General features: G+C 39.0%; 16 protein-coding genes. All 16 read left to right on the top strand.

Features of this window, described 5'->3' with window-relative positions; translation table 11 throughout:
• The first annotated feature begins 22 nt into the window (after positions 1-22).
• The 16 genes from P3G65_RS05435 (at position 23) to P3G65_RS05510 (ending at position 17,208) form a co-directional block, all read left to right on the top strand.
• On the top strand, positions 23-1,957 hold the full coding sequence (locus P3G65_RS05435) for a transcription antiterminator (protein ID WP_019292525.1): 1,935 nt from the start codon (positions 23-25) through the stop codon (positions 1,955-1,957).
• Position 1,958: 1 nt separating this feature from the next.
• Complete coding sequence (locus P3G65_RS05440) at positions 1,959-2,390, top strand: PTS sugar transporter subunit IIA (protein WP_019292524.1); 432 nt, start codon at positions 1,959-1,961, stop codon at positions 2,388-2,390.
• A gap of 109 nt (positions 2,391-2,499) precedes the next feature.
• Positions 2,500-3,651: a mannitol-1-phosphate 5-dehydrogenase gene (locus P3G65_RS05445; RefSeq protein ID WP_019292523.1), complete on the top strand. Its 1,152-nt coding sequence runs from the start codon at positions 2,500-2,502 to the stop codon at positions 3,649-3,651.
• A gap of 95 nt (positions 3,652-3,746) precedes the next feature.
• Positions 3,747-4,775, top strand: coding sequence for a DUF3048 domain-containing protein (locus P3G65_RS05450; protein ID WP_284071353.1), 1,029 nt, complete (start codon positions 3,747-3,749; stop codon positions 4,773-4,775).
• 115 nt (positions 4,776-4,890) lie between these two features.
• Positions 4,891-5,727, top strand: coding sequence for a GIY-YIG nuclease family protein (locus P3G65_RS05455; protein WP_019292521.1), 837 nt, complete (start codon positions 4,891-4,893; stop codon positions 5,725-5,727).
• 83 nt (positions 5,728-5,810) lie between these two features.
• On the top strand, positions 5,811-6,683 hold the full coding sequence (locus tag P3G65_RS05460; RefSeq protein ID WP_019292520.1) for a metallophosphoesterase: 873 nt from the start codon (positions 5,811-5,813) through the stop codon (positions 6,681-6,683).
• A gap of 102 nt (positions 6,684-6,785) precedes the next feature.
• Complete coding sequence (locus tag P3G65_RS05465) at positions 6,786-7,190, top strand: ArsC/Spx/MgsR family protein (RefSeq protein ID WP_019292519.1); 405 nt, start codon at positions 6,786-6,788, stop codon at positions 7,188-7,190.
• Between the two features lie 71 nt (positions 7,191-7,261).
• Entirely contained in the window at positions 7,262-8,755 is a 1,494-nt protein-coding gene (locus tag P3G65_RS05470; protein ID WP_019292518.1) for a helix-turn-helix domain-containing protein, read from the top strand.
• Positions 8,756-8,859: 104 nt separating this feature from the next.
• The gene (locus P3G65_RS05475; RefSeq protein ID WP_019292517.1) at positions 8,860-10,074 is read left to right on the top strand and encodes an ArgE/DapE family deacylase; all 1,215 of its coding nucleotides are present in this window, start codon (positions 8,860-8,862) and stop codon (positions 10,072-10,074) included.
• 140 nt (positions 10,075-10,214) lie between these two features.
• Positions 10,215-10,667, top strand: a complete 453-nt coding sequence (lspA, locus tag P3G65_RS05480) for a signal peptidase II (RefSeq protein ID WP_029346205.1) — start codon at positions 10,215-10,217, stop codon at positions 10,665-10,667.
• Entirely contained in the window at positions 10,668-11,573 is a 906-nt protein-coding gene (locus tag P3G65_RS05485; RefSeq protein ID WP_019292515.1) for an RluA family pseudouridine synthase, read from the top strand.
• A gap of 153 nt (positions 11,574-11,726) precedes the next feature.
• Positions 11,727-12,635 (top strand): UDP-N-acetylmuramate dehydrogenase, encoded by a 909-nt coding sequence (gene murB / locus P3G65_RS05490; protein ID WP_019292514.1) that lies wholly within the window; start codon positions 11,727-11,729, stop codon positions 12,633-12,635.
• A gap of 12 nt (positions 12,636-12,647) precedes the next feature.
• Positions 12,648-13,550: an HAD family hydrolase gene (locus P3G65_RS05495; protein WP_019292513.1), complete on the top strand. Its 903-nt coding sequence runs from the start codon at positions 12,648-12,650 to the stop codon at positions 13,548-13,550.
• A gap of 795 nt (positions 13,551-14,345) precedes the next feature.
• Positions 14,346-15,617 carry an ABC transporter ATP-binding protein gene (locus tag P3G65_RS05500; RefSeq protein WP_017370223.1) on the top strand — a complete coding sequence of 424 codons (1,272 nt, stop codon included), beginning with the start codon at positions 14,346-14,348 and terminating at the stop codon, positions 15,615-15,617.
• Complete coding sequence (locus P3G65_RS05505) at positions 15,614-16,408, top strand: ABC transporter permease (protein WP_019292512.1); 795 nt, start codon at positions 15,614-15,616, stop codon at positions 16,406-16,408. The genes P3G65_RS05500 and P3G65_RS05505 overlap by 4 nt, the downstream gene beginning before the upstream one ends.
• A complete protein-coding gene (locus P3G65_RS05510) occupies positions 16,408-17,208 on the top strand; it encodes an ABC transporter permease (RefSeq protein WP_017370221.1) in 801 nt (266 codons plus the stop codon). The genes P3G65_RS05505 and P3G65_RS05510 overlap by 1 nt, the downstream gene beginning before the upstream one ends.
• The last annotated feature ends 13 nt before the right edge of the window (positions 17,209-17,221 follow it).

Raw genomic sequence — 17,221 nt, forward strand, 5'->3', positions numbered from 1 at the left:
CAAAAGTAAAGGGGGAAACCTCGTGTTAGTAACACAACGTGAACAACAAATCATCCAAGAATTTTTAGTGAAGAAAACCCTGACCGTTGCAGATATGATGGAAGCGACTGGAGCCAGCAGAAGAACAATTTATCGGGATTTAGATAAATTTCAACTGACTTTGCCTAATATGGGTATTTATTTACGTACTTCAACAGAAGGCTATTATTTAGAAGGAGATCTTGCCCGGTTAGAGCAACTTCAGGAGCTCAAGGAGTTTTCGCCTCAAGAAAGACAAAAAGCTGAGATTGTTCTTTTAGTCACGAAGCATCATTCTCTTGAAGAATTAGCAGAACGTTTTGCAGTAAGTTTGCCCACTGTTATTTCGGATTTGAAACATTTAGATAAAATTTGTGAAGAAAATGAACTCTTTTTACATCAAGATGACGAAATTTGGATTACTGGAAAAGAAGAAAAAATTCGTTCGGTCTTGGTTTCGATATTAAATGACTCGATGAGTATCAGTGAAGCATTGAATGGCGATTTTGCGGAAGGTAAAATTTCTTCATTTTTGGAAACACAGTTTTTAGAGACAGCAAAAGCAATCTTTGAAAAAAATGTCGAGATAAAAGCGGTCGATAAAAGTAAGGTTTTGATGCAATTTTTCCTTGGCATAACACTGCTAAGGATTAACCAAGGAAAGACAATTTCATCTGGACTTTGGCGTAAACCAAGTAAAGAAGCAATTGCCTTTGTAAGGGAAATTATCCAAGAGCTAGGGGGAACATCTTTTAGTCTCACAGAGATTGTATATCTAGCCAGTATTTATGATGTACTTTACTTTGGTTTTGGTCGTGAAGTTCTTTTTATGGAAAAATTTGACAGTCAGTTTTCGTATAAAGTACGCCAACTGATCAGTGAAGTTTCACAAAAAATGGATATTGCTTTTATCAAAGACGATAAACTCTATGGCCTTCTTTATGCTCATCTAAAAGAAACAGAAATTTTACCGGATCTTTCCTCCGAAAAAGAAAATAAGTTTATCAAAAAGATTGAAGCGGACAACAAAAAAGTTTTTAAAGTGGTGCAGGATGTTCTGCCGAAAATATTTTCACGGAAATTCTCCAGCACAGATACAGCTTTTGTAACTTTGCATTTCGTAGCGACTCTTGAAAGAAGTGATTTGGTTCTTCCCTTAACAGCGGCTATTGTGACAAGTCGGGGGCGAATCTCTTGTGAATTTTTGATCAGTCACTTAAAGAAAAATTTCCCCTTTTTGAAGCGTATCGATATTATCCAATTGTCTGAAATACCGGATCTGGAGCACTATGATGTAGTATTTACAACAGAAAAAGAGTTGGATTATATTTATGTGAGTCGTATATTGGATCAGAAAAATACGGATGATATTCGTCACCAATTGCGTGTGATTCAACAAGAGGCAAGGAAAGAAAATAGAGAAGAAGAGCCTCGACATACAGTAGATCTAAGCAGGTTATTCAGTATAAGTAATACTATATTAGAAGAATTTTCTCTGGAAACTTTAGAAAACCCACCCCATTTGCAAGCTGTTATTGAACTTATTGTACAGCGCTTGGGTTTTTCAGAAAAAGAAGGATTGGCTCGGCTCTTGTTAGAACGTTTTGAGGCGACACATTTGGCCATTCCGGATACAAATATTGCACTGCTTCATGGTCTCCATGGAACAGTGCCGTATCCGCTTTTCAAAATATATGATCTAGAGGAGCGCATAGAAGTAATTGCCATGAACCAAGAAAAGATAAGCGTTAATCGTGTTCTCTTGTTATTAGCACCTCCAGAAGTTGACCATTATACGACATATCTCTTGGGAAGAATATCGAGCTCAATCATCGAAAATAAACTGTATACGAAAATTTATGATTCCGGTAATCAAGAAGTTGTTGAAGAGCTCTTAAAAACGATTATGACTGAATCAATCCAAAAATATGGAGAATAAAATGAGAATTCAAAGAAATCTGATAAAACTAAATAAACATTTTGAAACAAAAGAAGAAGCGATTGAATATTGTGGTTCCTTACTTCATGATGCAGGCTGTGTGACCGCAGCCTATATTCCAGCTATGGTTCAACGCAACGAGGAACTTTCTGTATATATGGGGAATTTTATCGCCATCCCTCACGGCACAGATGAAGCAAAAAAAGAAGTTAAAAAAACCGGCATATGTATTGTGCAAGTTCCTCGGGGCATAAACTTTGGTGATGCTGAAGAACGCAAAGTGGCGACTGTTTTATTTGGAATAGCAGGTGTGGGAGACGATCATTTGGAGCTTATCCAAAAAATCTCGCTTTTCTGCGCTGATGTCGATAATGTCGTTAAAATCGCAGATGCACAAACTGTTGATGAAATCGCAGCATACTTTGAAAACTAGACAATCTCAAAAATCTTGGCACAGTAAAAAGTGCCAAGATTTTTATTTAGTAGCGTAAAGAAAACGATTACAATGAAGGAGTAAAAAGAAGAAATGAAGGTAAATACAAATGAAAAAAGCAGTACATTTTGGCGCAGGAAATATCGGACGTGGTTTCATCGGAGAAATCTTATATAAGAACGGTTTTGAAATTGCCTTTGTCGATGTTAATGAAAAAATCATCAACGCTTTAAATGAGGAAGGGAAATATACGATTGAGCTGGCAGATCAATCGCATGAAAAAATTCAAGTCCATAGCGTTTCGGGCATTAACAATGCGCAGAATCCTGAAGCAGTAGTTGAGGCTATCGCAGAGGCTGATATCGTTACTACAGCAATTGGACCCAACATCCTTCCTTTTATTGCGGAACTGATTGCCAAAGGCATTCAAAAGCGTAAAGCCCAAGGAAATCAAAAACGATTAGACATCCTTGCCTGTGAAAACATGATTGGGGGTTCCGAATTTCTTTTTGATAAGGTCAAAGAATATTTAACTCCAGCTGATTTAGAATTTGTAGATTTGAAGATTGGCTTTCCCAATGCGGCAGTCGACCGTATCGTGCCCAATCAATCGCATGAAGATCCGCTCTATGTTGTCGTTGAACCCTTCCGTGAGTGGGTTGTGGATGAAAGTCAACTGAAGAACAGTGAAGTAAAACTTGAAGGTGTTCATTATGCCAGAGATTTGGAACCTTATATTGAACGTAAACTCTTCTCTGTTAACAGTGGTCATGCGACAGTGGCTTATACAGGCGCATATTATGGTTACCAAACTATTTTAGAAGCCTTGCAAAATAATGAAGTATTGGCCTCACTTAAAGACGTCCAAGCTGAAACACGCCAGTTGCTCTTAGCCAAATGGGACTTTACTGAGGAAGAGTTGAAAGCTTATCATGAAACGATTATTGAGCGCTTCTCAAACACAGAGATAGTGGATGAGATAAGCCGTGTAGCACGAACTCCGATGCGTAAGCTAGGCTACGATGAACGCTTTATCCGCCCAATCCGTGAACTTTCTGAATGCGGTTTATCTTATCGAAGCCATTTGGCAGTTGTGGGGAAAATATTTGCCTACAAAGACGAAAACGATAAAGAAGCTGTGGCTTTGCAAGAAGCATTAAAAGAAAAAGGGCTTAACGCAGTCATTCGTGAAGTCATTAGTCTTACAGATGAGAGCTTGATTATGGAGATTGAGGCTAGTGCGAAAAAATATATGAAGTGAATTTCCATTGAAAAAAGTTACGTTTTGATGAGGCTTTTAACTTATTTAGAAGACTAAAATGGTGAAAGAAAGGACTTTTCTGATATAATAAAACTATGAAGAAAAAAGTAATCGCTATCATCATCGCCCTTTTAGTTGGTGCAGTTGGGCTCTTCCTTTGGCAAACGAAGGTCTTTGCTCCAAAAACGGCAAAAGAAGAAGTAAAACAAGAGGAAAAATCAGGTCCTGTACGCTCAGAACTTACAGGCCTTGAAACGACAGCTGATAAGGCAAAACGCCCGGTAACTGCCGTGATGGTGGAAAATTCACCAGAAGCGCGACCGCAATCCGGTCTTAAAGATGCGGGAGTGGTTTTTGAAGCTGTCGCTGAAGGAGGCATCACACGCTTCGTAGCCCTTTATCAGGAAGCACAGCCTGATTTGATTGGCCCTGTGCGTTCTATTCGTCCTTACTTTGTGGAGTGGGCAGCTGGTTTTGATGCTGGCTTAGCTCACGTGGGTGGCTCAGAGTTAGCTTTGAACATGGTTAAGTCGGGTGATTATGTCGCAGACTTAGATCAATTTAAAGCACCTGAGGGTATCTTCTGGCGTTCTGAGGACCGCGTGGCACCACATAATATGTATACGAAAATGAGCGGTTTGGACAAGTATATGACCAAGCTGGATAAGAAGAAATCTGATTTCGAAAGCTGGGACAGACAAGCACTCAAGTCAGATAAAACAGAAAGTGACCTGCCAGCTGCTCAAGCTATCAGCCTTCCAGTCTCTACCGGTATTTTTGAAGTCAGCTATCATTACGATACAGCCAGCAAGACCTATCAACGTTTCCAAGGTGGTGAAGCACATCAAGACCGAGAAAAGGGTCAAATTTCACCAGATGTAGTTATTGCAATCATGGTCAATCAAAAACTATCCGCAGACGGTAATCACATGGACATCGAAACGACCGGCACGGGCAAGGCGTATATTTTCCAAAACGGCAAAGTCCAGGAAGGAAATTGGGCCAAACCAAATGCACAAATAAATATCAGCTTCACCGACGATCAAGGAAACAAAATCCCGCTCAAGTCAGGTCAAACTTGGATAACGGCAGTTGATAATAGTCGTGAAGTTGTTTGGGAGTAGTATATGCTTAAAAAGAACAGTGAATCTCGCTGTTCTTTTTTATTTGAAGTCCTGCATGTTATAATGGTGAGAGAATAATTTGATGGAGAAACACAAAAGGATATAGGTTTTATACATGAAGCAAGTTTTTATTTTTTCGGATAACCAAAAGGACAGTATTTTTTGCTATGAACACGATCCAGTTATCTTAGTTACAATGAATCGCGAAGATTTCCCTTATCTTAAGGAGCAAGAATTTTCTAAGTTTCCTGCTGTTTATGTGTTAATCGGGCAGAATAAAAGATACGTTGGACAAACAGCGGGTCAAACTATAACTCAGCGTCTATCTCAACATATATCTGATGAAGCAAAAAATTGGGCAGAATCTGTGGTCTTTTTTTCAAGAAAAGATGGAAAGATGTCTAAAACGGAAACAGAGTATCTTGAGCATAAGCTTATTCAAGACTTTAAAACAAAATCTGATTTTGAGTTGACAAATTTGAATAATGGGAATACGTCTTATATAGGAAAACTTCAAAAGCTCCAAGCAGAAGCGTTATATGAAACAGTTTTTGAAATAAATGAAGATATTGCAAGTTTAAACTTCTTTGGAGAGGAATCACCTTCTTATGAATTAAAGCATAAAGAGGTCAAAACAGACAAGTTTGTGATTTCTTACGATAAACAAAAAATAACGTCAAATTCAGCAAGGAAGTTATTTGTAGAGTTTGTGAGAAATCTGTTGAAGGATAACAAATATTCAGAAAAAATAAAGTCATTAATTGTGGATGACCGTCCAAGTCATGCCTTTATTTTAGGAACAAAACGTTCAACTTATGGTGGACGTCCAAGCTCTGTTCAAGTTTCAGAGAATATTTGGCTTTATACCAATTTGTCACGTAAGGATACTCGGCGAAAGTTGGAGAAATTGGCTGCTGATCTCAGTGTTAAAGTGGAATTAATTTGGGAGTAGTATAACAATTATTAATATTTAAATAAAAAGATATAAAAGAGTGTCTACAAACGTAACACTCTTTTATGCTATAATAAAACACTATGCAAAACCCGAAAACAAAAACACCTCCAAGAACAAGTAAAAAAACTAAAAAGAAAACGAAACGTATCCTCTTATCTATCATAAGCGTATTTATATTGCTCATCGTTGCTCTGCCTTTCTATGCTTGGAAAGTTGAGCCCTTCCTTGTGCATGTCAATCATGTCGAGCTGGGAAAGAAAAATGAGCGGACACCACTAAACGTTGTGCAAATCTCTGATTTGCAGGTTTCCGAGTACTATGAAACCAATCGTTTAGATAAGGTGATTGAGAAGGTTAATGCCCAAAAACCAGATATTCTTTTGTTTACAGGAGATTTGTTTGATAATTATTCCAAGTATCCAGAACAGATGGCACCAATGATTGAAAAATTAAAAGCTTTTAAGGCAAATATTGGGAAGTATGCCGTTTGGGGCAATCATGATTATGGTGGCGGTGCTGTCCGCGTTTATGAAGATGTTATGTCGGCGGGTGGATTTACCGTGCTAAGAAACCAGGGAGAAACTCTAACATTGAGCGATGGTCGCCAAGTTTTCTTAGGTGGACTCGACGATTCTCTTTTAGGAAATCCTTCGGTATCCGATACGCTTGCTTACCGTCAAAACTATGCCATCACGATGACACATGAGCCAGATGTGGCGGATGCTTTTATCGGTACAGATACACAGCTAGTTTTAGCGGGTCACAGTCACGGTGGTCAGGTCTGGATTCCCTTCTATCCGATAAAAAATGTTCTGGCTGAGAAGTATACACGGGGCTTATACCAGCTTGATGCCATTACACAATTATATGTCAATACAGGGATAGGAACCACATCGATTCACGCGCGTTTTGGAGTTATACCTGAGGTAACTCAGTTCACCATTTATATATAAATGAAAAGAGGGTCTACTCTCTTTTTTTTTTTTACAAAAAGAGCTTTGCCATCTCCTGTAAAGTGACTATTTTGCAGCTTTAAATATTATAAAATAGAAGAGTTGTCTATATATGAAACGGAAAGAATTGTAGGTGAAGCCTTGATTAGAGTATACTACCGCAAACCTTGTACCGCCAGTCAAAAAGCAAATTCGTGGTTTCAGAACTATGGGATAGAAGCGAAATATGTCCGAATTGAAAAAATATCAGAAACGGATTTACTGGAAATTTTATCTCTATCTGAAGGTGGTTTTGCAGAAATTACTAAAAAATCACGAACATCTTCAAAGAAGACCTTGAAAGCCCTAATGGGACTCAATAAATTAACTTTTAAAGAAGCTCTTGCTTTCGTCACTGAGCATCCAGAATGTTTGATTACACCCATTATTATTGGTAAAAATAAGATGTTGGTAGGATATAATGAAGTCGAAATGAGGAAGTTCATTCCACGTTATCTGCGCGATTAAAAACTGTAATGTTTACAAATTTAGAGTTATAATAAGGAGATAGGGCATTCAAAAAGTAAGGGATATTTATAATGAAAATAACAGCGATAGAAGATAGTGTGAGTTTGGAGCTCAAACTTTTGGAACTTATGAAAGAGAAGGGCGACTGGATTGATGCCGAAGAAATGGCAAAAACTTTGGGGATCAGTACAAAACGTACGACCAGTTTGATTAATAGTTTACTTCATGAGATAAGATCTTTTGACTCTGACAATCTCAATCTCAAAATATTAAAAGGGCGCGGAAACCTTTTAGAAATTAAGGATGCGCGTGATTATCGAAAATTTCGCCAGAAACTCATCGAAAATATCATTATTTATAAGATTCTCTTTTCGATTGCTTTAAATAAAGATGCAAATCTGGAACGCTTGGCTATGGAGAACTTTGTCAGCGAATCTTTGATTAAAAAGCGCATCGCAAATGCCAATCAAATGATGGCCAATCTAGGTGTGAAGGTTGTAACCAGAAAAAAACAGTATCTTTTTCAAGGGGATGAACAACAAGTCAGAGGAATGCTAAATATTCTCTTTTGGCGCCTTTACCGAGGCGATGAGTGGCCTTTTTCAGGAGTTAATAAAGAAAAAATCATTAACTTGATTTCGCAAATAAGTCTTGAGATAGACTTACAGATGAATCAGTTTACAGCTTATCAAATTGCCTATATGTTCGCCATAAATTTCAGCAGATATCAACGCGGCTTTTCAGTAAACTTGGAAGAAGGCTGGGAGAAATATCGTTCGATTTGTGAATGGATTGATGAGAAGACGGATATTTACGCTTTATTTTACAAAAATTATGGTTTTCCTAAACATGAAGTGGATTTTTTACTGATTGAAGCCATGACTAAGAGCAAAATTTACAATAGTCTTGAGCATAAAGCACCCGATTTTTGGAGTGTTCTTGAAGGGACACCCGCCTTTGAAGCTACAGAACGTTTGGTGCAAAAAATGGAAACCCACACAGGAAAACTCTCTGAAGAGAAAAGAAGATTGTTCTTGCGGTATATTTATCCCTGTCATTTGCATGCGGACCTATTCTCAAATATCATTTTCTCAGAGTCTGGGCACCATGCAATTAACGTTTCGTCTTACTTTTTCCCAGTCATGCGCCAGTCTTTGAAAAAACTCCTTGCTGAGCTATATCAAGAAAGTGGTCTCACACTCTTTTTAAATGAAGAATATTTGATTGGCGAGTATATATTGGCTTTATCCTTCTTTATGCCCGTCCAGTTTCAGGAAAAAGAAATCACGCTCTTCATTGATACTGACTTGTCCGAGATGCTAGAAAAATTGTTAATCCGACAAATTTTTAATCAATTTGGTCATCTTTATAATTTAAAAATAATCACAAGTCTATCAGAACCAGAACAAAATGTAGATATCGTTATTTCGACAAGCGCTATGGGTGAGCACAGTAATTTGAAAAAACCAGCGCAGTTATTCCTTGTTCATCCTTTCCTCACGCGAAGGGAAATCGAGGATATTGAGGACTATCTACATATTTTAATCACCAAAAATGACGAGTAATATTCGTCTTTTTTTGTTGCTTCCCATCTGCCTTTTTTTACCCCAATATCTTTTACTATAGTGATAAGCTAGAAGTATTAAAAAAGACGATAAGAGGTATTAAAATGGCTTTAGATGCTATAAAAATATTACAAGATGTGGTCCAAATCAACTCAGTCAATGGCAACGAAGAAGAAGTGGCGAACTATTTGCGTGCGTTACTTCAAGAGCATGATATTGCAGCCAAGATAATTCCTTACAGCGAGGGACGCGCCAGTCTGATTGCCGAGATTGGAAACGGTAATGGTCCGGTAATAGGTTTTGATGGGCATGAAGATACAGTATCTTTAGGAGATGAAAGTAAGTGGACATATCCGCCTTTAAGTGCGACTGTAACCGAAGAGGGAAAAATGTACGGACGTGGCACTACAGACATGAAGTCTGGCCTTGTTGCAGCCGTTGTAGCTATGATTAATCTCAAAGAAAGTGGCGTTTCTCTGAATGGGACAGTGCGCTTACTCGCTACTGTAGGTGAAGAAAAAGGTGAACTTGGAGCAGGTCAGCTTGCAGAACTTGGTTATGCCGATGATATGGAAGCTTTAGTTGTCTGTGAGCCAACAGGCGGAGACTTCGCCACATTGCAACAAATGAAAGATACTATTCCGCTCGATATTCCGAAGTTCGACGGGGAGATGCGTCTCATCTTTATTGGCCATAAAGGTTCCGTCAACTATAAGGTACATGCCAAAGGTAAGGCTGCACATAGCTCAATGCCAGAGCTGGGTCAAAATGCCATCGAAGGTTTACTTAAGTTTTATGATAAACAAAAAGCATATTTTGATAAGCTTACAGAAGAAGATGATCTTTTAGGTTCAACTATTCCAGTCGTGACTTTGATTAATGGTGGTGAACAGATCAATACTGTTCCGGCCAACGCGAGTATGGGTGTGAAAATCCGTACCATTCCCGCATTGTCTAATGAAAAATTGATTGCGGATATTCAAGCGCTGATTGACGAATGCAATCGTGAGCAAGCAGTAGAGTTATCTTTAGAGGTCACCGAAAATGTTTCTCCTGTCAAAAGTAGCCCAGACTCAAAAATAGTAAAAGTAACTTCTGAAGTTTTGGAAGAACATCTGCAGCAGAAAGTACCACAAGTTGGTGTATCTGGTGGAACAGACGCCTCACAGTTTGTAAGAGCTAATCCTAATCTTGATATTGTGGTTTGTGGGCCCGGAAATGCTACAGCGCATGCTGTTGACGAGTATGTCCTTATAGATAGCTTTTTAGACTTTATCAAAATATACGAAAATATGATTCAAAAATATTTTGCAAGTTGAAACGGATAGGAGGAGATAACACTTTTGGCCAAGTAGCCTTTCTTGAGCCAAAGTGTTATTTTTTTGTGACTTTTCCTCAATTTTCTTCCTATATGAACTTCTATTATCTTTTATTGGCTCTATATAGTATAATAAAGAGTATGAAAAAAATAATCTCCCTTGGCTTAATACTTCTCGGTATTCTTGCAGATCAGCTATTGAAAGCTTGGACTGTTGCTAATATTCCATTGGGAGGAGAAAAGGAATTTATTCCTGGTATCCTCAGCCTAACCTATCTTCGAAACGAAGGCGCAGCTTGGTCGATGCTCGAAGGAAAACAATGGTTTTTCCTCATCTTGACACCGATCGTGATTATAGGCGCCCTTTATTTCCTTAATAAAAAAATAAATCAAAACTGGTACTTTGCCGCACTGACGTTGATTATTTCGGGAGCGCTAGGGAACTTTATTGACCGGGTGCGACAATCTTTTGTGGTGGACATGTTCCAGACGGATTTCATCAATTTTCCAATATTTAATATCGCTGATATACTGCTTTCAATAGGTTTTGTAGTACTCTTTATCGCGATTATTTTAGACAAAGAGGTAGAATAAATGACAGTAGTAATTATTGACGAGCCAAATGCGGGGCTTCGTTTAGACAAGGCTTTAGCAAACTTGAGTGATGCTTCACGTTCAGTATTGACAGAGCTGATTCGTGATGGGAAAGTAACGGTAGACGGGCAAGTAAAAAAAGCAAAATATAAAGTAAAAGCAGGGGAAACTATCGCCTACGAATTACCAGAAGTTGAAGTGCTTGATATCCAAGCTGAAGATATTCCTTTAGATATTGTTTATGAAGATTCTGATGTGGCAGTAATTAACAAGCCCCAAGGAATGGTTGTTCACCCAAGTGCGGGACATGCTTCAGGTACATTGGTCAACGCCATTATGTACCACATCAAAGATCTTTCTTCTATTAATGGTGTGATTCGCCCCGGAATTGTCCATCGTATCGATAAGGATACTTCCGGTTTACTGATGATTGCCAAAAATGATGCCGCACATGAGTCTTTAGCGGCACAGCTCAAAGCAAAAACAAATAAACGCCGTTATATTGCACTTGTGCATGGCGAGTTACCAAATGAAAAAGGTACGATTGAAGCCCCGATTGGTCGCAATCCTAAAGAGCGTAAGAAGCAAGCTGTGATTTCAGGTGGAAAACCAGCCAAAACGCATTTTACCGTTTTGGAACGTTTCCCTGGATATACTCTTGTTGCCCTTGAGCTTGAAACAGGGCGTACACATCAGATACGTGTACACATGGCTTATATTGGCTTCCCAATCGCTGGAGATCCTCTCTATGGCCCAAGTAAAACTTTAACGCCAAACAATGGACAATTTCTCCATGCCGAAACCCTAGGTTTTGAGCATCCTGCAACGGGCGAACTGCTTGAGTTCCAGGTCGACATTCCTGAAATATTTGCTCAACAACTTGATAATTTAAGAGGCTTGTCGTAAGACAGGTTTTTTATGTCCAATACGCCTTAGGTTATTGTATAATTTCAGAGTGCCTAAGTCCGTTGTGAATTCTGAGTTATTGTTAAACAAAAACCATCAAGCTGTTTTATAAATTTTTACCGTCCTAGAATGAATTTGTGGTAAAATAGTTCTATGCTAAAAAAATCTGATTTCGAAAAATTTCCTGATTTGCTTGTCAAATATGACGAGCCATTGTCAAATTACACCTACACCAAAGTTGGCGGACCAGCAGATTTTCTTGCTTTTCCCGCTTCAAGTGAAGAGTTAAGCGAGCTTCTCGACTTAGCACGAGCAGCAGAAACACCAATTACAGTATTGGGTAATGCATCCAACTTAATCGTTCGTGATGGTGGTATTCGTGGTTTAGTGATTTTACTTGAAAAAATGAATCACGTAAAAGTAGATAAAAATGTAATCACAGCTGAAGCAGGCGCAAAATTGATTGACACCACACATGTTGCGCTTGATCATGCCTTGACGGGCTTCGAGTTTGCATGTGGTATTCCTGGTTCTGTTGGTGGGGCAGTCTTTATGAATGCTGGCGCCTATAGCGGTGAAATCGCCCATGTTTTACTCAATTGTACTGTTATTGACCAGGAAGGTCATCTCCGTGTATTAGAGGCAGACCAAATGAAATTCGGCTATCGCCATTCTGTTATTCGTGATGAGGACTTGATTGTTGTATCAGCTCAGTTTAAACTTGAAGCTGGTGATGCTTCAGTTATCAAAGCGGAAATGGACCGCTTAACAGGACTACGTGAAAGTAAGCAACCGCTCGAATATCCGAGCTGTGGTTCAGTATTCAAACGCCCTGCCGGACATTTCGCCGGACAGCTTATCCAAGAGGCAGGTATGCAAGGGCACCGTATCGGTGGTGTGGAAGTATCTAAAAAGCATGCTGGCTTTATGGTTAATGTCGATCAGGGTACAGCTACAGATTACGAAAATTTGATTGCTTATGTCATTGAGCATGTGAAGGAAAATTCTGGATTAACACTAGAAGCAGAAGTCCGTATTATCGGTGAGAAATTAGAAAGATAAAAACAAAGAAAAATGATTAATGCAATAGTTTTTGACGTTGACGATACAATTTATGACCAGCAAGCACCATTCAGACGTGCCATTTTGAAAGTCTTCCCAGACTTTGACCTGACCGATATGAACAAAGCTTACATTCGCTACCGTCACTATTCAGACCTTGGTTTCCCAAAAGTAATTGCGGGCGAGTGGGATATTGAGTATTTCCGTTTTTATCGTACAAATGAAACACTTAAAGATTTAGGCTATCCTGAAATTTCACGTGCTACCGGAGATTATTTCCAAGAAATTTATGAATATGAATTGGAAAATATCACGATGCTTGATGAAATGCGTTTGACACTTGATTTTCTGAAAAAACGTAATATTCCAGTAGGTGTGATTACTAATGGCCCAACAGAACATCAGCTAAAAAAAGTACGTAAACTTGGTTTGTATGATTATGTTGAACCAAGTCATGTGATTGTTTCGCAAGCAACTGGTTTCCAAAAACCAGAAAAAGAAATCTTTAACTTGGCTGCGCAACAATTTGGTATGAATCCTGAGACAACTTTGTATGTAGGGGACTCTTACGACAATGATGTTATGGGCGGTCACAACGGTGGCTGGAAAACAATGTGGTTTAATCACCGCGGACGTAGTATTTCACAAGGAAAAAAAGTACACGACGTCGAAATTGATTCTTTTGAGCAACTCTTTGGTGCCGTAAAAGTTCTTTTTGATCTTCCAGATAACAAGTACATCATGGATTCCAATGACAAGACAAATCCTGTCCTTGAGTTGGGTATTAAGTCTGGTGTAAACCTCGCAGCAGAGCGCCTTTTGTCTACAGGGAAATTTGACTTAGAAGCGGTAGCTGATATGCTAGAATTAAGTAAAAAACAGGTCGAATTCCTGACTTTAAAAGGATACAAATAAAAAAAATGAAATCAGAGAAGTCTCTGATTTTTTAATTCGCTATGAGCAATTGCTTGTAAAGCTACTAAATCCCAAACGGCAAGCTCTATGAAATCTTGCCTAATATCCAGGAAAAGAGAAAATTCACTCTTGCATTGACATAAAATTTACGTTATAATTATAAAAGTTTCTGCTCAGCAGAAAATAGGACTCGTTTTTGCTGTGAACAAGCGAAAACTAAGGCCATACGGACAGCCAGAGTCACAGCCGATTGGCAATTTTATTGCCTTATTGATTAAGCAAATTATTTTGCTTATGGAGCTTCACACTCCACCCAAGAAACACGCTTGCGCGCATCAATAAGAGTACTAAAAGTTGACTACTCGGTCTCTCCGCAGTAAGACTGCTTTTTATATGTAATCAAAGATTGAATGTGAATCCAAGTGTGTGTACACTTGGATTTTTTGATATGCTACCATCATTGCGCCTGAAGGCGCTAATGATGGACGGAAAGTCCTATAGGACCTTTCCTGAGCATCTCATTAGTCAAAAATCAAAAAAATATCGTTTTTGATTTTTGCCGTCATAATATGCTGTTGTTCATTTAAAGGCCCTCATTAGTTGAAAAACAAAAAAGATATTTTTTGTTTTTCAACGTCAGGTGCCGTTATAATATGCTATTGATATTTACCATCAGGTAGCTCACCTTTAGCTCTATTTGCAAATAACGAAAACTTATTTCTTTCACCGGTTTTGAGATTCCGGTGTTGGTTGCCAACAATTAAAACTCTAAATCCAAGACGAAGGATAAAAATCATGACCAAAAATATCATTGAATTTAAAAACGTAACGAAAACCTATGAAGATAGTGGTACGACAGTGCTCAAAGACATTACTTTTGAGATTGAAGAGGGGAAGTTCTATACCTTACTGGGTGCTTCTGGTTCAGGTAAATCAACGATTTTAAATATTATTGCTGGACTTCTAGATGCCACATCTGGAGATATTTTGCTAGACGGTCAGCGTATCAATGATGTCCCGACAAACAAGCGCGACGTGCATACAATTTTTCAATCTTACGCATTATTCCCGAATATGACGGTCTTTGATAATGTGGCTTTTGCTTTGAAAATCAAGGGAGTAAACAAATCAGAAATCGCACAACGTGTTTCTGAGTCGCTTAAGCTTGTGCAACTAGAAGGCTTCGAGAAACGTGCTATCAGTAAGCTCTCTGGGGGGCAAAAACAACGTGTTGCTATTGCACGCGCCATTATTGACCGACCCAAAGTTCTCTTGCTGGATGAATCCCTGTCGGCTTTGGATATGAAGCTTCGTAAGGATATGCAATATGAACTGCGTGAGTTGCAACAAAGCCTGGGTATCACTTTTATTTTTGTGACTCATGATCAGGAAGAAGCTTTGGCCATGTCCGACTGGATCTTCATTATGAATGAGGGCGAAATTGTTCAGTCAGGCACCCCAACCGATATATATGACGAACCGATTAACCATTTTGTAGCTGAGTTTATTGGTGAATCAAATATTATCAATGGCCGCATGATTGAGGACTATCTTGTCGAGTTCAACGGTCAACAATTTGAAGCTGTCGATGGCGGGATGCGGCCTAATGAGCCGATTGAGGTGGTCATTCGTCCTGAAGATATTGAGTTCACCCTACCAGATGAAGGAAAATTCAATGTGAAAGTCGATACACAACTCTTCCGTGGGGTGCATTATGAGATTGTGGCTTATGACGATTTTGGTAACGAATGGCTGATTCACTCCACCCACAAGGCCTTGGTTGGAGAAACGGTTGGTTTAAACTTTGAGCCTGAAGCCATACATATTATGCGTCTTGATGAAACCGAAGAAGAATTTGATGCGCGTATCGAAGAGTATGTTGAGGAAGAAGAGCAAACTATCGGTATCGCCAATGCGGTCGAAGAAGAAGCTGCAGAAGAAGAGGCAGCCATCATGGATGCTGTTCAGGAAGCCTTGGAAAACACAATGGACTTGACTGAGCTGGCGCAAGCTGTAAACGATATTTTGCATAAGCAAGAAAACGGGGAAAGTGAGGAAGAAGAATGACTAAAAGACTCTTCTCTGTCCCTTACTTTCTGTGGGTTGGACTGTTCGTAGTAGCACCTCTTATCCTCTTACTTTGGCAATCTTTCTTCAACATTCAAGGACAGTTTACCTTTTCTAACTACAGCCAGTATTTTACAAGCTCAACTTATCTGATGATGACTTGGAATTCGATCCTCTATGCCCTCATCATTACAGTCGTTACACTCTTGATTAGCTTTCCTGTGTCCTATGTGTTAACGAAACTCAAGCACAAACAGCTTCTCTTGATGTTAATTATCTTGCCCACTTGGGTGAATTTACTGCTGAAAGCTTATGCTTTCATTGGTATCTTCGGAAAGTATGGCTCTGTGAATAGTTTCTTACAATTTATCGGACTTGGCCGACCACAGATATTGTTTACAGACTTTAGCTTTATCTTTGTAGCAACCTATATTTCTATTCCTTTCATGGTGTTGCCTATTTTTAATGCTCTTGAGGATTTGGATGAAAACCTCGTCTTAGCCAGTTATGATTTAGGTGCAACATGGTGGCAAACCTTTATTCATGTGGTTTGGCCTTTATCGCTCAATGGTGTACGCTCAGGTGTCCAAGCTGTTTTTATTCCGAGCTTGTCACTTTTCATGCTGACACGCTTGATTGGCGGAAATAAGGTAATAACATTAGGTACTGCAGTTGAAGAACATTTCCTCACCACCCAAAACTGGGGGATGGGTTCAACCATTGCCATCATCTTAGTTTTTGCGATGATGATTATTATATTAGTGACAAGAGAAAGAAAGGTGGGTAGCTAATGCGTAGTAAAAACCGTGTCGGAAAAATCTATCTGGGCTTCGTGCTCTTTATCCTTTATGCCCCAATCTTTTTCTTGATTTTTTATGCCTTTAACGAAGGCGGGGATATGAATCAATTTACAGGCTTTACCTTAGATAACTTTAAAGAACTTTTTCAAGACAGCCGTTTAATTTTGATTGTCGTACAAACCTTTTTCTTGGCTTTCTTGAGTGCTTTAATTGCCACAATCATTGGAACTTTTGGTGCCATGTTTATCGAAAATCTTAAAGCCAAGGGTAAGACGACTTTCTTAGGATTAAACAATGTCTTGATTGTATCGCCTGACGTTGTTATTGGTGCAAGTTTCTTGATTCTCTTTACCTTAGTCGGAATGAAACTTGGCTTTGCCTCAGTTTTGTTGAGCCACATCGCCTTTTCTATTCCGATTGTTGTCTTGATGGTGTTGCCACTTTACCAAGAGATGGATAAATCTTTAGTTGAGGCTGCCTATGATTTGGGGGCAACGCAGACTCAAGCACTAAGAGAAGTGATTCTGCCCTATTTGACACCTGGTGTCATCGCTGGGTTCTTTATGGCCTTCACTTATTCCTTAGATGACTTTGCCGTTACCTTCTTTGTCACAGGAAATGACTTTACGACAATGTCTGTCGAGATTTATTCACGTGCTCGTGCAGGAATCTCCCTTGAGATCAATGCACTATCCGCAATTGTATTTCTTTTCTCAATCTTACTGGTTATAGGGTATTATATAATCATGAGAGAATCAGATACTGCCGGAAAAACGCCAAATATTACTTAAGAAAGGACAGTTA

The sequence above is a fragment of the Lactococcus sp. bn62 genome, assembly GCF_029492705.2.
Classification (GTDB): Bacteria; Bacillota; Bacilli; order Lactobacillales; family Streptococcaceae; genus Lactococcus; species Lactococcus petauri.

What these genes read in the sequence shown, in the direction of transcription:
- P3G65_RS05455 (WP_019292521.1), top strand. Translation starts at nt 4,891, where the DNA reads ATGAAGCAAGTTTTTATTTTTTCGGATAACCAAAAGGACAGTATTTTT.
- P3G65_RS05440 (WP_019292524.1), top strand. Translation starts at nt 1,959, where the DNA reads ATGAGAATTCAAAGAAATCTGATAAAACTAAATAAACATTTTGAAACA.
- lspA (WP_029346205.1), top strand. Translation starts at nt 10,215, where the DNA reads ATGAAAAAAATAATCTCCCTTGGCTTAATACTTCTCGGTATTCTTGCA.
- murB (WP_019292514.1), top strand. Translation starts at nt 11,727, where the DNA reads ATGCTAAAAAAATCTGATTTCGAAAAATTTCCTGATTTGCTTGTCAAA.
- P3G65_RS05460 (WP_019292520.1), top strand. Translation starts at nt 5,811, where the DNA reads ATGCAAAACCCGAAAACAAAAACACCTCCAAGAACAAGTAAAAAAACT.
- P3G65_RS05450 (WP_284071353.1), top strand. Translation starts at nt 3,747, where the DNA reads ATGAAGAAAAAAGTAATCGCTATCATCATCGCCCTTTTAGTTGGTGCA.
- P3G65_RS05485 (WP_019292515.1), top strand. Translation starts at nt 10,668, where the DNA reads ATGACAGTAGTAATTATTGACGAGCCAAATGCGGGGCTTCGTTTAGAC.
- P3G65_RS05475 (WP_019292517.1), top strand. Translation starts at nt 8,860, where the DNA reads ATGGCTTTAGATGCTATAAAAATATTACAAGATGTGGTCCAAATCAAC.
- P3G65_RS05500 (WP_017370223.1), top strand. Translation starts at nt 14,346, where the DNA reads ATGACCAAAAATATCATTGAATTTAAAAACGTAACGAAAACCTATGAA.
- P3G65_RS05495 (WP_019292513.1), top strand. Translation starts at nt 12,648, where the DNA reads ATGATTAATGCAATAGTTTTTGACGTTGACGATACAATTTATGACCAG.
- P3G65_RS05505 (WP_019292512.1), top strand. Translation starts at nt 15,614, where the DNA reads ATGACTAAAAGACTCTTCTCTGTCCCTTACTTTCTGTGGGTTGGACTG.
- P3G65_RS05470 (WP_019292518.1), top strand. Translation starts at nt 7,262, where the DNA reads ATGAAAATAACAGCGATAGAAGATAGTGTGAGTTTGGAGCTCAAACTT.
- P3G65_RS05510 (WP_017370221.1), top strand. Translation starts at nt 16,408, where the DNA reads ATGCGTAGTAAAAACCGTGTCGGAAAAATCTATCTGGGCTTCGTGCTC.
- P3G65_RS05445 (WP_019292523.1), top strand. Translation starts at nt 2,500, where the DNA reads ATGAAAAAAGCAGTACATTTTGGCGCAGGAAATATCGGACGTGGTTTC.